Annotated in this window: 21 protein-coding genes; 14 read left to right on the top strand and 7 right to left on the bottom strand. The window is 62.2% G+C overall.

Annotated features, from left to right (window positions below; translation table 11 throughout):
• The first annotated feature begins 67 nt into the window (after positions 1 to 67).
• From ugpA to ettA, 4 genes are all read left to right on the top strand, one after another.
• A complete protein-coding gene (gene ugpA / locus M0D64_RS24415) occupies positions 68 to 952 on the top strand; it encodes a sn-glycerol-3-phosphate ABC transporter permease UgpA (RefSeq protein WP_054036671.1) in 885 nt (294 codons plus the stop codon).
• Complete coding sequence (gene ugpE, locus M0D64_RS24410; RefSeq protein ID WP_266259564.1) at positions 949 to 1,794, top strand: sn-glycerol-3-phosphate ABC transporter permease UgpE; 846 nt, start codon at positions 949 to 951, stop codon at positions 1,792 to 1,794. Before ugpA ends, ugpE begins: the two co-directional genes overlap by 4 nt.
• Before the next feature lie 94 nt (positions 1,795 to 1,888).
• Positions 1,889 to 2,977: a sn-glycerol-3-phosphate import ATP-binding protein UgpC gene (locus M0D64_RS24405; RefSeq protein ID WP_266259562.1), complete on the top strand. Its 1,089-nt coding sequence runs from the start codon at positions 1,889 to 1,891 to the stop codon at positions 2,975 to 2,977.
• A 217-nt stretch (positions 2,978 to 3,194) separates the two neighbouring features.
• Positions 3,195 to 4,859 carry an energy-dependent translational throttle protein EttA gene (ettA, locus tag M0D64_RS24400; RefSeq protein ID WP_154561052.1) on the top strand — a complete coding sequence of 555 codons (1,665 nt, stop codon included), beginning with the start codon at positions 3,195 to 3,197 and terminating at the stop codon, positions 4,857 to 4,859.
• Here the strand turns inward: ettA and M0D64_RS24395 are convergent.
• Positions 4,838 to 4,999: a hypothetical protein gene (locus M0D64_RS24395; protein WP_154561050.1), complete on the bottom strand. Its 162-nt coding sequence runs from the start codon at positions 4,997 to 4,999 to the stop codon at positions 4,838 to 4,840. The genes ettA and M0D64_RS24395 overlap by 22 nt on opposite strands.
• Before the next feature lie 193 nt (positions 5,000 to 5,192).
• Between M0D64_RS24395 and M0D64_RS24390 the strand changes: the two genes are divergently transcribed.
• Entirely contained in the window at positions 5,193 to 6,329 is a 1,137-nt protein-coding gene (locus M0D64_RS24390; RefSeq protein WP_266259561.1) for a DUF748 domain-containing protein, read from the top strand.
• A 94-nt stretch (positions 6,330 to 6,423) separates the two neighbouring features.
• Here M0D64_RS24390 and M0D64_RS24385 read toward each other — a convergent pair whose 3' ends face one another.
• Genes M0D64_RS24385 through M0D64_RS24375 form a run of 3 tightly spaced genes read right to left on the bottom strand, consistent with a single transcriptional unit; the run spans position 6,424 to position 9,169 of the window.
• Positions 6,424 to 7,047 (bottom strand): HAD family hydrolase, encoded by a 624-nt coding sequence (locus M0D64_RS24385; RefSeq protein WP_266259560.1) that lies wholly within the window; start codon positions 7,045 to 7,047, stop codon positions 6,424 to 6,426.
• A 33-nt stretch (positions 7,048 to 7,080) separates the two neighbouring features.
• The gene (locus M0D64_RS24380; RefSeq protein ID WP_154561044.1) at positions 7,081 to 8,895 is read right to left on the bottom strand and encodes an aminopeptidase P family protein; all 1,815 of its coding nucleotides are present in this window, start codon (positions 8,893 to 8,895) and stop codon (positions 7,081 to 7,083) included.
• Between the two features lie 19 nt (positions 8,896 to 8,914).
• The gene (locus M0D64_RS24375) at positions 8,915 to 9,169 is read right to left on the bottom strand and encodes a hypothetical protein (RefSeq protein WP_154561042.1); all 255 of its coding nucleotides are present in this window, start codon (positions 9,167 to 9,169) and stop codon (positions 8,915 to 8,917) included.
• A gap of 203 nt (positions 9,170 to 9,372) precedes the next feature.
• On the opposite strand from M0D64_RS24375, the gene M0D64_RS24370 reads away from it, so the two are divergent.
• The 7 genes from M0D64_RS24370 (at position 9,373) to M0D64_RS24340 (ending at position 15,562) form a co-directional block, all read left to right on the top strand.
• Positions 9,373 to 10,083 (top strand): response regulator transcription factor, encoded by a 711-nt coding sequence (locus M0D64_RS24370; RefSeq protein ID WP_266259559.1) that lies wholly within the window; start codon positions 9,373 to 9,375, stop codon positions 10,081 to 10,083.
• A 62-nt stretch (positions 10,084 to 10,145) separates the two neighbouring features.
• Positions 10,146 to 11,432 (top strand): glutamyl-tRNA reductase, encoded by a 1,287-nt coding sequence (gene hemA / locus M0D64_RS24365; protein WP_266259558.1) that lies wholly within the window; start codon positions 10,146 to 10,148, stop codon positions 11,430 to 11,432.
• A 122-nt stretch (positions 11,433 to 11,554) separates the two neighbouring features.
• Positions 11,555 to 12,637 (top strand): peptide chain release factor 1, encoded by a 1,083-nt coding sequence (prfA, locus tag M0D64_RS24360; RefSeq protein WP_093643504.1) that lies wholly within the window; start codon positions 11,555 to 11,557, stop codon positions 12,635 to 12,637.
• A 6-nt stretch (positions 12,638 to 12,643) separates the two neighbouring features.
• On the top strand, positions 12,644 to 13,486 hold the full coding sequence (prmC, locus tag M0D64_RS24355; RefSeq protein WP_266259557.1) for a peptide chain release factor N(5)-glutamine methyltransferase: 843 nt from the start codon (positions 12,644 to 12,646) through the stop codon (positions 13,484 to 13,486).
• A 114-nt stretch (positions 13,487 to 13,600) separates the two neighbouring features.
• On the top strand, positions 13,601 to 13,912 hold the full coding sequence (gene grxD, locus M0D64_RS24350; RefSeq protein WP_012434475.1) for a Grx4 family monothiol glutaredoxin: 312 nt from the start codon (positions 13,601 to 13,603) through the stop codon (positions 13,910 to 13,912).
• A 49-nt stretch (positions 13,913 to 13,961) separates the two neighbouring features.
• A complete protein-coding gene (locus tag M0D64_RS24345) occupies positions 13,962 to 14,561 on the top strand; it encodes a UbiX family flavin prenyltransferase (protein WP_266259556.1) in 600 nt (199 codons plus the stop codon).
• Positions 14,562 to 14,776: 215 nt separating this feature from the next.
• The gene (locus M0D64_RS24340) at positions 14,777 to 15,562 is read left to right on the top strand and encodes a class III extradiol ring-cleavage dioxygenase (RefSeq protein ID WP_154561032.1); all 786 of its coding nucleotides are present in this window, start codon (positions 14,777 to 14,779) and stop codon (positions 15,560 to 15,562) included.
• Between the two features lie 139 nt (positions 15,563 to 15,701).
• Here the strand turns inward: M0D64_RS24340 and M0D64_RS24335 are convergent, their stop codons facing one another.
• Positions 15,702 to 17,297, bottom strand: coding sequence for an APC family permease (locus tag M0D64_RS24335; protein WP_168435728.1), 1,596 nt, complete (start codon positions 17,295 to 17,297; stop codon positions 15,702 to 15,704).
• A gap of 481 nt (positions 17,298 to 17,778) precedes the next feature.
• Between M0D64_RS24335 and M0D64_RS24330 the strand changes: the two genes are divergently transcribed.
• Positions 17,779 to 17,982, top strand: a complete 204-nt coding sequence (locus M0D64_RS24330) for a cold-shock protein (protein WP_007180251.1) — start codon at positions 17,779 to 17,781, stop codon at positions 17,980 to 17,982.
• Between the two features lie 111 nt (positions 17,983 to 18,093).
• Here M0D64_RS24330 and M0D64_RS24325 read toward each other — a convergent pair whose 3' ends face one another.
• Positions 18,094 to 19,344, bottom strand: coding sequence for an Hsp70 family protein (locus M0D64_RS24325; RefSeq protein ID WP_171926371.1), 1,251 nt, complete (start codon positions 19,342 to 19,344; stop codon positions 18,094 to 18,096).
• A 190-nt stretch (positions 19,345 to 19,534) separates the two neighbouring features.
• On the opposite strand from M0D64_RS24325, the gene M0D64_RS24320 reads away from it, so the two are divergent.
• On the top strand, positions 19,535 to 21,010 hold the full coding sequence (locus M0D64_RS24320; RefSeq protein WP_266259555.1) for an MFS transporter: 1,476 nt from the start codon (positions 19,535 to 19,537) through the stop codon (positions 21,008 to 21,010).
• Positions 21,011 to 21,138: 128 nt separating this feature from the next.
• Here M0D64_RS24320 and M0D64_RS24315 read toward each other — a convergent pair whose 3' ends face one another.
• Positions 21,139 to 21,732, bottom strand: coding sequence for a nitroreductase family protein (locus tag M0D64_RS24315; RefSeq protein ID WP_266259554.1), 594 nt, complete (start codon positions 21,730 to 21,732; stop codon positions 21,139 to 21,141).
• Positions 21,733 to 21,801 lie beyond the last annotated feature (69 nt).

Raw genomic sequence — 21,801 nt, 5'->3', positions numbered from 1 at the left:
CGAACCGGCAAGGTTTCGGTGCGCTCGCACCGAAACCTGTTGTTGCAGCAGAACCTAGGAAACTTCGATGGAAAAGCGCTCCAGCTTCGGCACCAGCGTGCTGCCCTACCTGCTCGTCGCGCCGCAACTCCTGATCACGCTGCTGTTCTTTCTGTGGCCGGCAGGCGAAGCGCTGTGGCAATCCACGCAGAGTCAGGACGCGTTCGGCACGTCGAGCGAGTTTGTCGGGCTTGCCAATTTCAAGCAGTTGTTCGCCGATCCGCTTTACCTGTCGTCGTTCAATACGACGCTGATTTTCTGTGCGCTCGTCACCGTGTTCGGATTGGTGATTTCGCTTCTGCTGGCGGTCTGCGCGGATCGCGTGACACGCGGCGCCAAGGCTTATCAGACCCTGCTGATCTGGCCGTATGCGGTCGCGCCCGCGATCGCCGCCGTGTTGTGGTCGTTCCTGTTCAATCCGAGCATCGGCCTCGTCACCTATGCGCTCGCCAAGTACGGCATCGTTTGGAATCACGCATTGAATGCGGGCCAGGCGATGTTTCTGGTGGTGCTGGCTTCGGTGTGGAAGCAGGTCAGTTATAACTTTTTGTTCTTCTACGCCGGCTTGCAGGCGATTCCGCGCTCACTGATCGAAGCGGCGGCCATCGACGGCGCCGGTCCGGTGCGGCGCTTCTTCGGCATCGCCCTGCCGCTGCTTTCGCCGACCAGCTTCTTCCTGCTGGTGATCAATATCACCTACGCGTTCTTCGACACCTTCCCGGTGATCGACGCCGCCACCGGCGGCGGCCCGGCGCAATCCACCCGCACGCTGATCTACAAGATTTTCGCCGAAGGCTTTCAGGGGTTGGACATCGGCAGCTCGGGTGCGCAGTCCGTCATCCTGATGGTGATCGTCGTCGCGTTGACGGTCGTGCAATTCCGCTTCATCGAACGCAGGGTTCAATACTCATGATCGAGAACCGCCGCGGTTTCGACCTCTTCTGCCATGCGGTGCTGATTCTCGGCGTCGTGCTGGTGGTGTTTCCGGTGTACGTCGCCTTTTGCGCGGCGACGATGAGCGAGCACGAGGTGTTCAGCGTGCCGCTGTCGCTGGTGCCGAGTACGCATCTGTTCGAGAACATCGCGACGGTCTGGTCGCAAGGCAGCGGCAATGCGGCGGCGCCGTTCGGCCGCATGCTGTTCAACAGCCTCGTCATGGCGCTGGTGATTTCGATCGGCAAGATCGCCATCTCGATGATCTCCGCGTATGCGATCGTGTTTTTCCGCTTTCCGTTTCGCAATCTTTCGTTCTGGCTGATCTTCGTCACGCTGATGCTGCCGGTCGAAGTGCGCATCTTTCCGACTGTGCAGGTTGTGTCGTCGATGCATATGAGCAATACGTATAGCGGGTTGACGTTGCCGCTGATCGCATCGGCCACTGCCACGTTCCTGTTCAGGCAATTCTTCATGACGCTGCCCGATGAACTGATGGAAGCGGCGCGTATCGACGGTGCGGGCGCGATGCGTTTCTTCTGGGACGTGGTGTTGCCGCTGTCGAAAACGAATATGGCGGCGCTCTTTGTCATCACGTTCATTTACGGCTGGAATCAGTATCTGTGGCCGATCCTGATTACGAGCCAGCAATCGCTGACCACGGCCGTGGTCGGCATCAAAAGCATGATCGCCTCCGGCGATACCGCAACCGAATGGCATCTCGTGATGACCGCGACGCTGCTCGCGATGCTGCCGCCGCTCGCCGTCGTGCTGACGATGCAGCGCTGGTTCGTGCGCGGACTAGTGGACTCGGAGAAGTAACTCGCGCAGCTTGGGCGAGCTTCGGCGTTGGACAAATAAAGAACGCCGCGCAAAGCGTGGCACGCGCGGCAAGCAACGAAAAGGCTAAAACAGCATGGCTGCACTGACTCTGCAAGGCGTTAAAAAGACCTACGACGGCAAACAGTTCGTGTTGCACGGCATCGATGTGGACGTCTCGGACGGCGAGTTCGTCGTGATGGTCGGTCCGTCGGGTTGCGGCAAATCGACCTTGCTGCGGATGGTGGCCGGGCTCGAAGGCATCTCCGACGGCACCGTCTCGATCTCCGGCAAAGTGGTCAATCGGCTGGAGCCGAAAGATCGCAACATTGCGATGGTGTTCCAGAACTACGCACTGTATCCGCACATGAGCGTCGCCGAGAACATGGGCTACGCGCTGAAGATCGCAGGCGTCGACCGCGCGCAGATTGCGAAGCGCGTGGACGCTGCGGCGCAGATTCTCGAGCTTGGACCGCTGCTCGCACGCAAGCCGCGCGAGTTGTCCGGTGGGCAACGACAACGCGTCGCCATGGGCCGCGCGATCGTGCGCGAGCCGGCGGTGTTTCTGTTCGATGAGCCGCTGTCCAATCTCGATGCACGCCTGCGCGTGCAAATGCGCCTCGAAATCCAGCGCCTGCATGCACGGCTTGCCACGACCAGCCTGTACGTCACCCACGATCAGATCGAAGCGATGACGCTGGCGCAACGCGTAATCGTGATGAACAAGGGTCACGCGGAGCAGATCGGCGCGCCGACCGAGGTCTACGAGCGGCCGGCGACGGTGTTCGTCGCGAGCTTCATCGGCTCACCGGGGATGAATCTGCTGGAAGGCCGCGTGTCGGATGACGGCTTGACGTTTGAAGTGGCTGGCAACGGTCCGAAACTGCCGCTTACAGGCGTGGCGTCGATCGGCCGGGAAGTTGCGAAGGGCCGCGAGTGGACGCTCGGCATTCGCCCCGAGCACATGACGCCGGGTCAAGCGGACGCATCCAACGCCACCTTGACCGTCGATTCCTGCGAACTGCTCGGCGCGGACAACCTCGCGCACGGTCGCTGGGGCAAGCACGACGTGACCGTGCGGCTGCCGCACACGCACCGCCCCCCGGCTGGCGAAGCGCTGCAAGTCTCGCTGCCCGCGCAGCATCTGCATTTCTTCGATCCGGGGAGTGGACGGCGCGCGAACTGACGTCGCGAGGGGTGCCCTCTGCCGCCCCACCCCCGCCCCGAAGTACAATGCCATCTGCACAACCCGCCCGCGCGCGGGGCGTCGCGAAGTTCGACGCCGAGTTCGACGCCGCGCCGGCTGGCGCCGGGCGCACCGCCCGGCTACAACACCCATTACCCATCCACCCACGACCGCCCGCCCCCACGCGGCCGGCGTCGTCAACGTCTATTGCAAGCAAATGGCCCAATACGTCTTCACCATGAACCGGGTCGGCAAAATCGTGCCGCCCAAGCGTCAAATCCTGAAAGACATCTCGCTGTCGTTCTTCCCCGGCGCGAAGATCGGTTTGCTCGGCCTGAACGGCTCGGGCAAATCGACGCTGATCCGCATCATGGCCGGTGTGGACAAGGACATCGAGGGCGAAGCCACGCCGATGCCGAACCTGAACATCGGCTATCTGCCGCAGGAACCGAAGCTCGATCCGACCAAGACGGTGCGTGAAGCGGTCGAAGAAGGTCTCGGCGACGTCTTCGGCGCGCAAAAGAAGCTCGACGAAATCTACGCAGCTTACGCGGAACCGGACGCCGATTTCGACGCACTCGCCGCCGAGCAGGCGAAGTACGAAGCGATTCTGGCCACCACCGACGGCAGCGCCGAACAACAGATCGAAATCGCCGCCGACGCGCTGCGTCTGCCTGCATGGGACGCGAAGATCGAACATCTGTCGGGCGGCGAAAAGCGTCGCGTCGCGCTGTGCAAGCTGCTGCTCGAAAAGCCGGACATGCTGCTGCTCGACGAGCCGACCAACCACCTGGACGCGGAATCGGTCGACTGGCTCGAACAGTTCCTCACACGCTTCCCGGGCACCGTCGTCGCCGTCACCCATGATCGCTACTTCCTCGATAACGCAGCCGAGTGGATTCTCGAACTCGACCGCGGTCACGGCATTCCCTGGAAGGGCAACTACAGCAGTTGGCTCGACCAGAAGGAAGAGCGCCTGAAGCAGGAAGAGTCGTCGGAATCGGCGCGTCAGAAGGCGATCAAGAAGGAACTGGAGTGGGTGCGCCAGAATCCGAAGGGCCGTCAGGCAAAGTCGAAGGCGCGTATCGCCCGCTTCGAGGAACTGAACAGCCAGGACTACCAGAAGCGCAACGAGACCTCGGAAATCTTCATCCCGGTCGGCGACCGCCTGGGTAATGAGGTGATCGAGTTCAAGAACGTCAGAAAATCGTACGGCGACCGTCTGCTGCTCGACGACGTCAGCTTCAAGATTCCGGCGGGCGCGATCGTCGGCATCATCGGGCCGAACGGCGCCGGTAAGTCGACGCTGTTCCGCATGCTGACCGGCCGCGAACAACCGGATTCGGGCGAGATCGTGCAAGGCCCGACGGTCAAGCTCGCGTACGTGGATCAAAGCCGCGACGCACTCGACGGCTCGAAGACCGTGTTCGAAGAAATCTCCGGTGGTGCGGACGTGCTGACGGTCGGCAAGTACGAAACGCCTTCGCGCGCGTACATCGGCCGCTTCAACTTCAAGGGCGGCGATCAGCAAAAGACCGTTGGCAATCTGTCGGGCGGTGAGCGCGGCCGGCTGCATCTGGCGAAAACGCTGATCGCGGGCGGCAACGTGCTGCTGCTGGACGAACCGTCGAACGACCTGGACGTCGAAACGCTGCGCGCGCTTGAAGACGCGTTGCTCGAATTCGCCGGCTCCGTCATGGTGATCTCGCACGATCGCTGGTTCCTCGACCGGATCGCGACGCACATCCTGGCGTTCGAAGGCGATTCGCAAATCACGTTCTTCGACGGCAACTACCAGGAATACGAAGCTGACAAGCGTGCCCGCCTCGGTGAAGAAGCTGCACGTCCGAAGCGTCTGCGTTACAAGCCGATCGCGCGATAAATCGCTAGGCTGGCGGCCCGCTCGTTGGTTGATGAGCGGGCTGTTTTGCGGGTCTTTTTATTGCTGAAGTTTTGTAGACCGCTTTGCTGACCGCCCGGTCGGCGCGTTTTGCCGGCCATTTGCCCGGTCATTTTGCTCATCGTTGTACGCCGCAATTACCGTGCGTTTGCCGGATAGGTGGTAGGGCACACGCCTTGCGTGCCACGGCGGTGATACACGTCGTCCCGGCGGGATGCAGGAACTCCGCCCTATCAAATAACTGTGCGTCCAACGGGCGCACAAACCGGCCGATCACACCCACACCGCGCCCAGCGCGGCGACGAGGAGGCAAGCATGGCGATGTCGAAGGCCAAGCGCTGGGCGATTGCCGCAGGTGGCCTGCTGCTGGTGCTGATCGTCGTCGCGGTCGGTGCGCTGCAGTTCGCGCAGCGCGAAGTCAAAGAACGCATCATTGTGGCGCTCGGACCATTAGGCAGCGCCGAAAGCATCCGGGTCGGCCTCACTTCCGTCCATCTCACCAACGTTCTGCTCAAGGCGCCGCCCGGCTGGCCCGCCGGCGATCCGCTACGTGCCGACGAAATCACCATCACGCCCGACATCCGCGATCTGCTCGCGCGGCGCATGCATATTCGCAGCGTGATGGTGCGCGGCTTCGACATTGCCGTGCTGCGAACCAAGGACGGTGCGATCCGCCTGATGCCGAATCTGCGGCAATCGATCAACGGCCCGATCAACGGCTCGAACGACGAGGAAGCCGGCGGCGCGGCAACCCCCGGCTCCCGCGAAAAACTGGTCGATCACGTTAGCTTCGAGCAAGGCAACTTTCATTTCTACGACATGACGGTCGGCCCACCGGCATTCAAAGTGACGGTCAGCAACGCCAACGCAACTGTCGATCACCTGCATCTGCCCGCGCTCACCGAACCGACCAATGTCAACGTCACCGGCTCGATCAAGGGCCCAACGCATACTGGCACCGTTTCGTTCGGCGGGTGGATCAAGATTGCCAGCAAGGATTCGCAGACCACCAGCACATTACGCGGCGTCGATGTTGTCATGCTGGATCCGTACCTGTTGAAAAAAACCGGCGCGAAGGCGCAAGTGACGGGCGGCACGGTCGACCTGACAGTCGACTCGACGGTGCGCAACTTTCAACTGCATGCACCCGGCACGGTGACGATCCACCATCTGCAACTCGCCGACAGCGACAACCCGCTCGACACCTTCATGTCGATTCCGACCCAAGCCGCCATCGCCGCACTCAAGATGCACAACGGCGACATCACGCTACATTTCGTACTGGATGGGAATTTGCGCGACCCGAAGTTTTCGGTGCAGGAAAGTCTGATGACGCGCCTTGGCGCCGGTTTTGCGAAAGCGATGGGCGTGAGCGTCGAAGGCTTGGCGAAGGGCGCCGGGGAGACAGTGAAAGGATTGGGTAACGCGTTGAAAAATCTGCTCGGTCAGTAGGCAGACTTGGGCCGACGCAGGCGGTGCCATTAAAGCGAAGACGCGCCATGCGTCGCCGCTTTAACCGGCATCCCCGGAACGCGGCATCTCGCGCTTAGACCGGCAAGCCCAATTCGCGCAGTCCTGCTTCCGTTTTTGCGGCGCTCGTGTGATGCACACCCTGCCAGCCGAGTGTCGTCGCGGCCTCGGCGTTTTTCAGATTGTCGTCAATGAAGACGAGTTCGCCCGGCTGGATGCCCGGCAGTTGCGCCTCGATCCGCTGACGCATTTCCGCGAAGATCGCCGGATCGGGCTTCACCAGCTTCACCCGGCCCGACACGACGATGTCGCGGAAGCGCCGCAGCACGGGGAAATGCTCCCACGCATACGGAAACGTCTCCGCCGACCAGTTCGTCAGCCCGAAGAGCGGCACATCGACCGCTTCGAGCTTTTCCATGATCGCCACGCCCGCTTCCAGCACACCGGGCACCATCTCGTGCCAGCGTTCGTAGAACGCGCGGATCAGTGACGCGTGATCGGGAAACTTCGCGATCAGCTCGTTTGTCCCCTCGACGATCGGCTGACCACCGTCCTGACGGATCACCCAATCCATCGAACAAACGTGCGTCAGAAACCAGCGGCGCTGCGTTTCGTCAGGGATCAACTGGCGATACAGGTACTCGGGGCTCCAGTCGATCAGCACGCCGCCGAAATCGAACACGACTGCCTTGATGGCCATGCACGCTCCGTCAGTAAGGTCGTGGCGATGAGATCAGATAGCTTGCGTACGCAACTCGAGCCACGCCTTGGCCTCGCCCGACACATGCGGCAACAGGCGCGTGCGCACCATCTCGTGATAGGCGTTGAGCCATGCACGCTCGTCGTCACGCAACAGCGACAGGTCGAGGCAGCGTGTATCGATCGGGCACAGCGTCAGCGTCTCGAACTTGAGGAAATCGCCGAACTCGGTTTTCTCCGCCTTCACGTTCAGCACCAGGTTTTCGATCCGCACGCCCCACTGGCCCGGCCGGTAGATACCCGGCTCGACCGAGGTGATCATGCCTTCTTCCATCGCGGTGCACGGTTCGGCCGGCGCGTAGTGCGAAATCACCTGGGGGCCTTCGTGCACGTTCAGGAAATAGCCCACGCCGTGACCGGTGCCATGACCGTAATCGGCGCCGGCTTCCCAGATCGGCGCGCGGGCGATCGCGTCGAGCATCGGCGAACGGACGCCGCGCGGGAATTTCGCGCGCGACAGCGCCATGGTGCCTTTCAGCACGATCGTGAAATCGCGCCGCTGTGCCTCGCTGATGGTGCCGACCGGCACAACGCGGGTGATGTCGGTCGTACCGCTCAGATACTGCGCGCCAGAATCGATCAGCAACAGGCCGTTGCCCTCGATCACCGAATGCGACTCATTGGTCGCGCGGTAGTGCGGCATCGCACCGTTCGCGTTGAAGCCGGCGATCGTCGCAAAGCTCAGCGACACGAAGCCCGGACGGCGTGCGCGGGCTGCCGTCAGGCGCTCGTCGATCGTCAGTTCGGTGATCGTTTCGCGACCCAGCGCGCCTTCGAACCACGCGAAGAATTCGGCGAGCGCCGCGCCGTCCTGTTCCATCGTCTCGCGCACATGCTCCGCTTCTGCCTGGGTCTTGCGCGACTTGAAGAACGTGGACGGATTGACCGCCTCGACGACGTTCACCGTGGCCGGCACCGACTGCAGCGAGCCATAGGTAATGCGGCGCGGGTCGATCAGCAGCGTGCTGCCGGCCGGCAGCGCGACCAGCGCTTCTGCCGCCTTCGCGTAGGGCTCGACGCTGATGCCGTCGCGTGCGAGCGCATCGGCCAGCGCTTGCGGCACCTTGCCGTCGGCGACGAAGAGCGACGCGCTTTCCGGACCAATCAGCGCGTGCGCCACGAACACCGGGTTATAGCTGACGTCGGCGCCGCGCAGATTCAAAAGCCATGCGAGGTCGTCGAGCGTGGAAATGAAGTGCCACTGCGCGCCCTTTTCCGCCATCGCACGGCGAATCTGCGCGAGCTTTTCCGAACGGGCGACGCTCGCGTGCGGCGCGGCATGCTCGAACACGGCTGCGACGGGCAGCGACGGGCGCTGCGGCCAGATCGCGTCGAACAGATCGACGTCCGTGCGCAGCTTCACGCCGTGCGCGGAAAGCGCCTGGCTCAAAGCGCGCGCCGCCGACACACCCAGCACGGCACCGTCCACGCCGACCGTATCGCCGGTCGCGACGTTCTGCGCAAGCCATTCAAAATGCGGCGCCGTCTGCTGGCCGCCGGTCATCTTCATCAACTGAACGCCGGTGCCGGCCAGTTGTGCGTTGGCTTGTTCCCAATAGCGGCTGTCGGTCCACACGCCAGCGAAATCGGCGGTCACGACGAGCGTGCCGGCCGAGCCGGTGAAGCCCGACAACCACTGCCGGCCTTGCCAGCGCCCAGGTAGGTATTCGGAAAGATGTGGATCTGAGGACGGCACCAGATAGGCGGCTACACCTTCGCGTGCCATCGCATTGCGCAATGTCGCGAGCCGTTCGGGGATGGAGGAAGTTTCGGGGAGTCGGGCATTCATCGGAGTCACCTGCAAGTATTCATCGACGGGAAAGCAAGCCGACCGTCACGGCAACGGCGATCAGCGCGACGGCGGTACATACCGGCCATTCGAGCGTATCGCCATCATGAAAGAGACCAACCACGTTGCCGGCCATGCGCGCAACACCCGCGCCCAGCACGCCGGTCAGGAGCGCCACCCACCATAAGGCGCGGCTCGAGCGGCGCAGCGGATGCAGCCACCAACCCGCCAGGCCAATCACCGCGCCCAGCACCAGGATTCCGGGCCACCCCATTAGCGCCAGGTCTCGCGCAGTTTCAGATTCGTCTCATGGGCGCAAGGAGCCAACACAGATAGCATTTTTGTCTCATTAACTATAGAGGTTCAGCACGGCGCTTTCCGCATAGCGGTTGAGTTTAGGGGTCGGGGTGATGTTAGGCAAGCTGTAAGCCTTACGGAGAAACCTAGTCCGGGTAATTGCCAAGCTGAAAGCGTGCCATGCGAATCGCCCTTATCGAGCCGGATTTACGGCACGCCACCCTGGTCGGCCGGCTGATCTTTGCCGGCGGCCATGCGTGCCAGCACTTCACAGCGAGCACGCCGTTTCTTCATCGCGCCGCCGACGAATTCTTCGATCTTCTCATCACTGAAAACTGGGCCGGCGACCATTGCGCCGAAGACCTGATTCCGCGCGCCCGCTCGATCCTGCCGAACTTGCCGGTGATCGTGCTGCTGTCGGAGCCACGCGAGAGCCAGATTGTCGCCGTGCTGCACGCCGGTGCCGACGACTGTCTGAACAAACCGGTCCGCGGCCCTGAAATGCTGGCCCGAGTGGACGCGCTGCTACGGCGCGCGGGCCTGCGGCGACCGTCCAACCGGCGGCGCGACACGATCGGTGGCTATGCGTTCGACGCGGCGCAGTTCGCCGTCAGCTTCCGTAATCAGACGGTCGCCCTGACGCCGAAGGAGTTCCGCTTTGCGCTGCTGCTGTTTTCCAATCTGTCACGGCCGGTGTCGCGCGCGCATATTCTCGAAACGGTCTGGACTCGCCGCCGCGACGTACAGTCGCGCACCGTCGACACCCATGCATCGCGCGTGCGGACCAAGTTGCAGTTGCGACCCGAGCACGGGTACTGCCTGACACCGCTCTACGGCTATGGCTACCAGCTCGACGCCATCCCGCCGGACGCCATTGTGGAGGCCGGGTGACGCATCCACAATGTAAGAATTGTGGAAACGCTATAATATTGAGCTAAACCATAGCTCCCCATATGCAGCTTCTAACGATCGGAATCAATCACCACACTGCGCCTGTCGCCTTGCGCGAACGCGTGGCGTTTCCGCTCGAACAGATCAAGCCTGCACTGGACACCTTCAAGAGCGTCTGGCTTGGCCGCACCGCCCGCACGGCGCCGGAAGCTGCGATTCTGTCCACCTGTAACCGCACCGAACTCTACTGCGCGACCGACGACCAGGCCGTGCGTGAAGCCGCGATCCAGTGGTTCTCGAAGTACCACAACCTCCCCGTCGACGAACTCGCGCCGCATGTCTACGCGCTGCCGCAGTCGGAAGCCGTGCGTCACGCGTTCCGCGTTGCCTCGGGACTCGATTCGATGGTGCTGGGCGAGACCCAAATCGTCGGACAAATGAAGGACGCGGTACGCACGGCGTCCGAGGCCGGCGCGCTCGGCACCTATCTGAACCAGTTGTTCCAGCGCACCTTCGCCGTTGCGAAAGAAGTGCGCAGCACGACGGAAATCGGCGCGCAGTCGGTTTCCATGGCGGCAGCCGCCGTGCGGCTCGCACAGCGGATTTTCGACAAGATTTCAAACCAGCGCGTGCTGTTCATCGGCGCGGGCGAAATGATCGAGTTGTGCGCGACGCACTTCGCGGCGCAGCAGCCACGCGAACTCGTCGTCGCCAATCGCACGGCCGAGCGCGGCACCCGCCTCGCTGAACGCTTCAACGGCCGGGCCATTCCGCTCTCGGAACTGCCCACCCGCATGCACGAGTTCGACATCATCGTGTCGTGCACCGCGTCCACCTTGCCGATCATCGGTCTGGGCGCCGTCGAGCGGGCCGTGAAAGCGCGCCGTCACCGGCCGATTTTCATGGTCGATCTGGCCGTGCCGCGCGATATCGAACCCGAAGTCGGTAAGCTCGAAGACGTATTCCTGTACACCGTCGACGATCTCGGCGCGATCGTGCGCGAAGGCAATGCGTCGCGGCAAGCCGCGGTCGCGCAGGCCGAGGCGATCATCGAAACACGTGTGCAGAACTTCATGCAATGGCTCGACGCACGCAGCATCGTGCCGGTGATCCGCCACATGCATACACAGGCCGACGTGCTGCGTCGCGCCGAAGTCGAGCGCGCGCAGAAAATGCTCGCACGCGGCGAGGACCCGGCAGCGGTGCTCGAAGCGTTGTCGCAATCGCTCACCAACAAACTGATCCACGGCCCCACGCACGCGCTCAATCGCGCGAGCAGCGAGAACCGTGACACGCTCATCGAATTGATGAGCGGTTTCTACAAACACTCCGGTTCTACGGAGCGTTAGCGGCGTAGCCACCGCCGCACCGTCCGCGCCACACTGAGTGGCCCGCGACATGCTTCTGACCAGGGCATCTGCCCACTCCCCTAGTCGTCGTCTTTGCCGGAGTCCGCTCCGATACCCGTCCGATGAAAACGAGCATGCAACGCAAGCTCGACCAGCTCACTACCCGGCTGGCCGAACTGAACGACCTGTTGAGCCGCGAGGACATCACCTCGAATCTCGACCAATACCGCAAGCTCACGCGTGAACACGCCGAGCTCGGGCCGGTTGTTGAGCATTACGCGCTGTGGCGCCTGGCGATGAACGACGCGGCGACCGCGCAGGAACTGCTGGCGGACGCGTCGATGCGCGACTTTGCGGAAGAAGAAATTCGCGCCGCACGTGAGCGGATGGAAAAGCTCGGCGCCGAATTGCAAAAAATGCTGCTGCCGAAAGACCCGAACGACGACCGCAACATCTTCCTCGAAATCCGCGCCGGCACAGGTGGCGACGAATCGGCGCTATTCGCGGGCGATTTGCTGCGCATGTACCTGCGCTTTGCCGAGCGCAATCGCTGGCAAGTGGAGATGATGTCGGCGAGCGAATCGGACCTCGGCGGCTACAAGGAAGTAATCGTACGAATCGCCGGCGAAGCGGCCTATTCCAAGCTCAAGTTCGAGTCGGGCGGCCATCGCGTGCAACGCGTGCCGGCCACCGAAACGCAGGGCCGCATTCACACTTCGGCGTGCACGGTCGCGGTGATGCCGGAAGCGGACGAAATCGGCGAAGTCGAAATCAATCCGGCCGATCTGCGCATCGACACGTTCCGCGCGTCCGGCGCGGGCGGGCAGCACATCAACAAGACAGACTCGGCCGTGCGGGTGACGCACTTGCCGACCGGCATCGTCGTCGAATGTCAGGACGACCGGTCGCAGCACAAAAACAAGGATCGTGCGCTGAAGGTGTTGGCCGCGCGCATCAAGGACAAGCAGTCGCACGAGCAGCAGCAGAAGGAAGCCGCGACGCGTAAGAGTCTGATCGGCTCGGGCGATCGCTCGGAGCGGATTCGTACCTACAACTTCCCGCAAGGGCGTCTGACGGATCACCGGATCAATCTGACGCTGTATCGCCTCGACGCAATCATGGACGGCGATCTCGACGAATTGATCGCGGCCTTGGTCAGCGAGCATCAGGCCGAGTTGCTGGCATCGCTGGGCGACGCGGACTAAGCGCGAATGGACCTGGTCACACCTGCCGCGCTGTTGCGCGCCTCGCCACTGCCGTCACTCGAAGCGCGGATTCTGCTCACGCACGTGCTCGGCTGGCGGCATACGCAATTGATTACGCGCAGCGATGAGGAGCTCGACGGCCCGGTAATCGAACGATACCGGGCTCTGGAGGCACGGCGTGTCGCGGGTGAGCCGGTAGCCCAACTGGTCGGCGCGCGTGAATTTTTCGGGCTTGATTTCGACGTGACGCCGGACGTGCTGATTCCACGTCCCGAAACTGAATTGCTAGTCGAAACTGCGTTGGCTGCGATGGAAAACATCTCGCGCCCGCGCGTGCTCGATCTGGGTACCGGCACCGGCGCCATTGCCGTGGCCATTGCGTCGATGCGGCCCGACGCGCAGGTCTGGGCGCTGGACCGTTCCGCCGAAGCACTGGCGGTGGCCACGCGCAACGCCACGCGCCTGCTGGATGCCAAACGCCCCGGTGGGGCCATGGACCTGCAGCAAAGCGACTGGTACAGCTCGCTCGACGCAGCATTGCGCTTTAACGTGATCGTCAGCAATCCGCCGTATATCGCGAGCGGCGATCCGCATTTGTCGGAAGGCGATCTGCGCTTCGAACCGCGCGGCGCGCTCACCGACGAAGCCGACGGCCTCAGCGCGATCCGCAAGATCGTCGCGGGCGCGCCCACACGTTTGGCCGCCAACGGCGTATTGTGGATCGAACACGGGTACGATCAGGCGGAAGCCGTGCGCGGTCTACTGACGGTGCAGGGTTTTACGCAAGTCCGCTCGGAGCAGGATCTCGCCGGCATCGAGCGAATCAGCGGCGGACGATGGCCCGGCTGACCTCGATAAATGGCCCTAATCGCTGAGGTGGCAAAGCGGCCCTCGGCCGGTCTTACCGAAATCCGCTATCATTTCAGCCTATTCCCTACACATAACGGAACCGCAAGGTCAGTCATGGATACGCAACAACGCATCAAGCAAATCGTCGACGAAAACAACGTCGTGCTCTTCATGAAGGGCACCGCCCAGTTCCCGATGTGCGGCTTTTCCGGCCGCGCCATCCAGATCCTGAAGGCGTGCGGCGTCGGCGAAATCAAGACCGTCAACGTGCTCGAAGACGACGAAGTCCGCCAGGGCATCAAGCAGTTCTCGAACTGGCCGACCATTCCGCAGCTCTACGTGAAGGGCGAATTCGTCGGCGGCTCGGACATCATGATGGAAATGTACGAATCGGGCGAACTGCAGCAACTGTTCGCCGCGGCTTAAGCGGCCGCTGTCCGAACCGTTGTTGTCCTCCGATAAGGCGCCGCGAGCCATGGAAACACGTGCTGCGGCGCCACGCCGGCTGATCGTTGCGATTACCGGCGCGACCGGCGCCATCTACGGCATCCGGTTGCTTGAGACTTTGCGCAGGCTGGGCGGCGTCGAGAGCCATGTGCTGATTTCGAGCGCTGGGTGGCTCAATATCCAGCACGAACTCCAGTTGAGCAAAGAAGACGTGCATCCGCTCGCGGATGTCGTCCATTCGGTGCGCGACGTCGGCGCGAGCATCGCGTCCGGCTCGTTTGCGACCGAGGGCATGGTGGTCGCGCCCTGCTCGATGAAGACGCTGGCAAGCGTCGCACACGGTTTTTCCGACAACCTGATCACCCGGGCCGCCGATGTCACGCTCAAAGAGCGCCGCCGGCTCGTGCTTCTCGTGCGCGAAACGCCGTTAAACCTCGCGCATCTGCGCAATATGACGGCCGTCACCGAAATGGGCGGCGTGATCTTTCCGCCCTTGCCTGCTTTCTATAACCAGCCCACGACGATCGACGAAATGGTCGATCACACGGTGGCGCGCGTGCTGGATCTATTCGCATTGGGGCCGGCCATGTCGCCGGCGTGGCAAGGTTTGCGCGGCACGCAGGAATAATTCGCAGGACGACATACTGCCGCCGCGCGTGACGCGAAGGCAGGCGCCATGCATTGCCACGGCCTAGCGAGCGGCGCACCACAATCGCTCCATCGCGATTAACAACACCGGCGACACAATCAATTCCGTTTTTACCCGTTTATCAAACATCGGTAGAGACCTATATTGATACCAACCCTACTTCCGCGCCGCGTTCCCGCGGCGGCGTTGCTGCCATGAATCGCTTACCGTCGCTCTACCTCTCCCACGGCGCACCTACGCTGCCGATCGACCCTTCCCTGCCGTCCGCCGAATTCGGCGCACTGTCGGCGCAATTGCCGCGCCCTGAGAGCGTGCTGATGCTGTCGGCCCATTGGGGCACGGCGCAACCGGTGGTGAGCACGTCCACGGCGCCTGAGACCATCCACGATTTCTACGGCTTCCCGCGCCAGTTGTATGAGATTCAGTACCCGGCTCCCGGCGCGCCCGATATGGCGCGCCGTGCCGCGGTGCTGCTCGGCGAACACGGCATCCTTGCCGACGCCCAGCCGCACGGGCTCGACCATGGCGCCTGGGTGCCGATGCTGTTGATGTTCCCGGAAGCCGACATACCGGTCGCGCAACTGTCGATCCAGCCGCACATGGACGCCGCCCATCACTTCCGGGTGGGTCGCGCGCTGCGCTCGCTGAAAGATGACGGCGTGATGGTGATCGGCTCGGGGCAGATCACGCACAACCTGCGCGCTGCGGATTTTTCCGCGCGCCCGGGAGATGCCGATCCGCGTGTGGCCGAATTCACCGACTGGTTCGAGGCCAGGCTCGCCGCGCACGACATCGACGCGTTGCTCGACTACCGCCGCCAGGCGCCGCACGCGGTGCTGATGCATCCGACCGACGAGCACCTGCTGCCCGTGTTCGCGGCACTGGGTGCGGCGGACGACGATTATTCGCTGGCGATTCAGTCGCTCGGAACCTATCAGCGCTCGCTCGCCATGACGAATTACGTGTTCGGCACCGCCTGACTCGACGCCTGTGCAACGCCGAACCAAGGTCGAAGCGCACCCAACAAAAAAGCCCGCCTGAGCAACTCAGGCGGGCTTTTTTCGTACTCGGCCGAATCATGACGATCCGGCGATCCGGCGAAGGGCTCAGCGCAGCACCTTAGTGTGCGCCTATGCCTTCAAGCACTTCGTCGTGCGTCTGCCGTTCTTCGAGGTATTCCGAACGGTAGCCGCTATTCACGCCCCAGTAGTAGAACACCAGCGAGAACACGGCCACCACCAGCATGTCCCAGCCGTACGGCAGGAGGCCGTGGCCGCCAAACTCCTTGCTGCCGATCAGCGACAGAATCGCCATGATCGGCAGGTAGGCCACGAGCCACCATGCAGCCTTCAGGTCACGCCCCCAACCGCCAAAACCCGACTTCGCCTGGAAATAGAAGTAGACCGGCAGCGCGACGACCATCAACAGAATGATTTCGCCGGTCAGCGGCCACTTCGCCCAATACAGGATCAGCGACGCGCACACGAAAGCGAACGGCGCAATGAATTTCATGCCCGGAATGTGCAGCGGGCGCTCCAGATCCGTCGCCGCGCGGCGCAGCGCCATCAGGCTGATCGGGCCAGTCAGGTACGAGATCACGGTCGCGACCGAGATCACCGCCGCCAACGAGCTCCAGCCACGGAAGAAGAACAGGAAAATGAACGACACCAGCAGGTTGAACCACATCGCCTGACGCGGCACGCCGTAGAACGGGTGCACGTTGCCGAACATCTTTGGCATCGTGTTGTTGCGCTCCATCGCGTAGATCATGCGGGTGGTGGTCGCCATGTAAGTCGTGCCGGTACCGCTCGGGCTGACGAACGCGTCGACGTACAGCAGGATAGCCAGCCAGTTCAGGTTCAGCGCGATGGCCAGTTCGGCAAACGGCGAAGCGAAGTTGAAGTGGCTCCAGCCCTTCATCACATCGCCCGGGTTCACCGCGCCGATGTACGCGATCTGCAGCAGCACGTAGATCACCAGCGCCAGCAGGATCGAGCCGATCACCGCGAACGGCACGCTTCTGGCCGGATTGCGCGCTTCACCGGCGAGGTTGATCGGGCTCTGGAAGCCGTTGAAGGCGAACACGATGCCGCTCGTCGACACTGCTGTCAGCACAGCCGACCAGCCGTACGGCGCAAAGGTACTCACTTCGCCGAAGTTTTCTTTGTGGAACCCCGACAGCATCAGACCAGCGATCGTCGCACCCGGAATCAGGAACTTGAAGACCGTGATCGCCGAATTGGCGCGCGCGAACAGCTTCACGCCCCAGTAATTCAGCAGGAAGTAAATGATCACGAGGGCCGCGGACAGCAATAGCCCATTGGTCGTTAATGACCCATCCACGAATAGCGCATGCGCCCATGGATACGGCCAGGTGCTCATATATTGAATGGATGCTTCTGCCTCGATTGGAATCACCGAGACAATGGCGATCCAGTTGGCCCATGCACTGATGAACCCAACCAGCGCGCCGTGCGAATAGCGCGCGTAACGCACCATGCCGCCGGACTCCGGGAACATCGCGCCGAGTTCTGCGTAGGTCAAGGCAATCGCGAGAATCACCACCGCGCCGATGACCCATGCACAAATGGCAGCCGGCCCGGCAATTTTTGCAGCCTTCCACGCGCCGAACAGCCAGCCCGATCCGATGATGGAACCCAAGCCGGTCAGCAACAGCGCGACCGGTCCGATGTTCCGTTGTATAGAACTTTTCACATCTTCTCCTATGTCGGCCGGAACCGGTGCTTAAGCACTTACTCCGGTCCCATGCAGATTGCATCTGAACCATGCCGACACCGCGTGACATCGCTTGTGGCGTTGGGTACGGGGTGACGCGCATGCGTGCGCGACGGCCCAAAATCAGGTGCAACCGACGCGCGGCGCGTAGTTTAACGGTTGCACCCCAACGTTGCAGCGAAACCAAGGGTTCTCCCTAGCAAAATTCTCGGACGAATAGCAAGCTTTGTAAGCAATTTTTACGCCAATCCATCAAAATCTTGTAAAGTTGGGACAAGAGTGTTGACCTTCGCCCGAAATCGCCGTATAACGTTCGGGCAGGATTTCAAGCGGCGAGTGAATTGGTCTTTCGTAGTTCGCCCATCAACGGTACTCCGGTTGGTCCCATTACCCCCTTCCTTGATTTTCATGCGCACCCATTGGGCTTCGGCCTTATTTACCATCTTTAGGAACAAGTAATATGGAAACCGGTACCGTCAAGTGGTTCAATGACGCAAAGGGCTTTGGCTTCATCACGCCGGACGGCGGCGGCGAAGATCTGTTCGCGCATTTCTCGGAAATCCGCACGGAAGGCTTCAAGACGCTGCAAGAAAACCAAAAGGTTACGTTTGAAGTGAAGACGGGCCCGAAGGGCAAGCAAGCTGCTAACATCAAGCCGGTGTAAGCAAGCACGCTTCCTTCTGGACGCAAAAAACCCCGCCTCGGCGGGGTTTTTTTATATTCGTCGTAACAGTATGCGGCGATTATCTCCGCAGTATGCGTTTGATCAATTTGGTTATCCGAACAAACGCCGCGCGTGAATACCGAGGCCTGTCGCGACGCTGGCGAGACGGTCGCCGAATACCGCTTTGGCATCCGGAAATGCCGCGGCCAATGCGCCCGATAGAAACGCCAATCCGGTCGAGCCACCCGTGAAGTAAATCGCGTTGACGTCGCGCGGGGCCACTCCGGCCGCCTGCACCGTATCGCGCGCCGCCTGCACGATGCGCTGCGTCTCGTCCTGACCGGCCTTGATAAGCTGTGCTTCGTCGAATGCCAGGCGGAGGTCGTCTTCCACCTCGTCGAGATCGATCACGGTCTCGCCACCCGCCGCCACGCCGATCTTCGCTTCTTCCGCGTGAGCAGCCAATGCATGGCCCAAGCGGCGTTCCACAACGCGCATCAGGCGGTCGTGATGTTTGGTCTGGAGGAACAGATGCCGCATGAGCGCGAGTTCGCTGACGCGCTTCGGGGCGTAGACCGTGTTGATCAGGTGCCAGGTGGCCAGATCGAAATAAATGCGGCTCGGAATCTCACGGCCTTCGGGGTCGAGCGTCTGATAGCCGAGTTCGCGCAGGATCGTCACCAGTTCGACACGGCGGTCGAAATCCGTGCCCGCAACGTGCACACCGTGATGGGCCAGCACGTCGTCTTTGCGTTCGACGCGCTTCACCCGCTCCGGCCCCACCCGCACCAGCGAAAAGTCCGACGTACCGCCGCCGATGTCGGCCACCAGCACGAGCCCCTCTTCCGTCAGATGCGATTCGTAGTCGAACGCAGCCGCGATCGGCTCATACTGAAAGTGAATCTCCCGCAAACCGACTGACCGCGCCGCCGCTTCGAGCTGCTGCTGCGCCATCTGGTCCGCGCGCGGATCGTCGTCGACGAAGAACACGGGACGGCCCAGCACGGCGCGGCTGATCGGGCCGCCAGTGCTCTTCTCGGCCGAGCGCTTCAGATGGTCGACGAAAATCGCGATGATGTCCGTGTACTTGATCGCCGAACCGTCGCCGAGATCGGTCGAATTCTCGGCGAGCGGCGAGCCGAGAATACTTTTCATCGAACGCATCAGACGGCCGTCGAAACCGTCGATGTACGCCGCCAACGCCGCGCGCCCGAATTCGCGGGTGTCTTCGTCGGTGTTGAAAAAGACGGAGGTCGGCAGCGTCGTATAGGCGCCCTCGACCGGCGCAAGCCTAAGCGCAGCGCCGTCAGGGACGGCCACGGCCGAATTGGAAGTACCGAAGTCAATCGCGCAATAGTTCATGGCAGGAATCGCCGCTCACGGCTGGCGCGGACAGAAAGGGGAGCGGCTTTGTATCACGAAAGCCCAATCAGCATCAACTGACGCTTTCCGGGATGCCCGCAATACTGACCAAGGTCCGCTCGACGGAACAAAAATTGCTGAATTCGACAGGATACGCCGCCAATTTTCGATAATCAGGAGACTTGCAGCAATGAGCGCGCCGCCTACCGCCGCTGTCCACGAGAAAAACGCCGCCGTCATTGAAACCGACCTGCCCTCGCGGCTCGACCGCTTGCCGTGGGGACGCTTTCACTCGCAGATCGTCGTCGCGCTGGGCGTGACGTGGTTGCTCGACGGTCTCGAAGTGACGCTCGCAGGCGCTGTCGCAAGTGCGTTGAAGTCTAGCCCATCGTTGCGCTTTACCAACGCCGACGTGGGCCTCGCCGGCAGCGCCTACATTGCCGGCGCCGTGCTCGGCGCGCTCGGCTTCGGCTGGCTGACCGACCGGCTCGGCCGTCGCAAGCTGTTTTTCATCACGCTCGCGCTGTATCTGGCCGCTACGGCGGCGACCGCTTTTTCGTGGAATCTCGCCAGTTTTCTGCTGTTTCGCTTTCTCACCGGCGCAGGCATCGGTGGCGAATATACGGCGATCAATTCGACGATCCAGGAATTCACGCCCGCGCGGGTGCGCGGCTGGACCGATCTCGGCATCAACGGCACCTTCTGGGTCGGCGCGGGGCTCGGCGCGGCGGGTTCGCTGGTCCTGCTCGACCCGAATCTGCTGCCGGGCGACTGGGGCTGGCGCGCCTGTTTCTTCATCGGCGCGGTACTGGCGCTGGGGATTCTGCCGATGCGCATCTGGGTGCCCGAAAGTCCGCGCTGGCTGCTGACGCATGGCGGCGAACGTCACGCGCATTCGATTGTCGACGGCATCGAAACGCGCTTTCGCGGCGAAGGCCATGCACTCGCGGACGACGACCTCACGCGGCTAAGACTGCGGGCACGCGGACATACGCCGCTGCGCGAGGTGTTTCACACGCTGTTCAACGTGCACCGACGGCGCGCGCTGGTCGGCCTGTCGTTGATGACCGCGCAGGCATTCTTCTACAACGCGATCTTTTTCACCTATGCGCTGGTGCTGACCGATTTCTATCAGGTGCCGGGCGACCATATCGGCTGGTATCTGTTGCCGTTCGCGCTCGGCAACTTTCTTGGACCGCTCGTGCTCGGTCGGCTCTTCGACGTCATCGGGCGACGCAAGATGATCGCCACGACTTACGCGCTGTCCGGCATCCTGCTGACGCTGAGCGGCTATCTGTTCGAGCAGCACATGCTTACCGTCGTGACGCAGACGATCGCGTGGATGGTCGTTTTCTTCTTCGCCTCGGCAGCCGCGAGTTCGGCGTACCTGACTGTCAGCGAATCATTTCCGCTGGAAATCCGCGCGTTGGCGATCGCGGTGTTCTACGCGTTCGGCACTGCTCTGGGCGGCATCATCGGCCCGGCGTTTTTCGGTCGACTGATCGATACACATCAGCGCAGTGAAGTGTTTGTGGGCTATCTGGTCGGTTCGGGGCTGATGCTCGCCGCCGCGGTGATCGCCGCGATCTGGGGTGTGGATGCCGAGCGCAAGTCGCTTGAGAATGTCGCCACGCCGCTTTCGAGCGTCGCGGACGGCGAGGAATGAAGCACGCGCCTCGAACGACTCGGACGGCGGGAAACGAACGACGTGTCTAAGAGCGTCGCTGACGATCCGGAATGAAAAACGCGCGGTCAGCGCCGCGCGTTTTTATCACCACCAAGGCTGCAAGATGCTCAGAACGCCTTCTTCCAGCCACCGCCATAAGCGATGTCAGCAAGCGGCAAACGCTGACGCACCGACTTCTCGCGCTCGCGCAGCACCGGATCGAGTTTATCGACGTCGCCGTAATGGCCGAGCGAAATGATCGCGATCACATCGACGTCGTGCGGCAGCTTGAACGCCGTGCGGAACGCGTTCGGATCGAAGCCGCTCATCTGATGCGCAGCAAGACCAAGCGCATGTGCCTGCAGCACCAGCGCCATCGCGGCAGCACCCGCGTCATACGGCGCGCAACGGTTCACTTCGCCCTTGTTGGTGAGCGTATGCGTGGTCACCGCGATCAGCACCGGCGCCGGCGCATTCCAGCCCTGGTTGAACGGCACCAGCGTGGCGAAAGCCTGCTTGAACGAGACTTCATCGACACTACGGTCGAATACGAGGAAACGCCACGGTTGCGCGTTATACGAAGACGGCGCCCAGCGTGCCGCTTCGAGCACCGAATGCAGATCCTCGCGGCTCACCGGCTCGCTCGAATAGGCGCGCGGGCTCCAGCGACCTGCAATCAGCTCGTGAATGGCAACTGCGGTAGGGGCGGGTTTGTTGGTCATGCGCTTCTCTCGGTCGAAATTCATGATCGACGGGCGGCTGCCCGGGGCTTCATAGCATAACCGGGCTGA

The organism is Paraburkholderia sp. WS6, from assembly GCF_030464835.1.
GTDB classification, from domain to species: Bacteria; Pseudomonadota; Gammaproteobacteria; order Burkholderiales; family Burkholderiaceae; genus Paraburkholderia; species Paraburkholderia madseniana.
The sequence above is the reverse complement of the archived record's forward strand: the minus strand, read 5'-3'. Positions and strand labels throughout refer to the sequence as shown.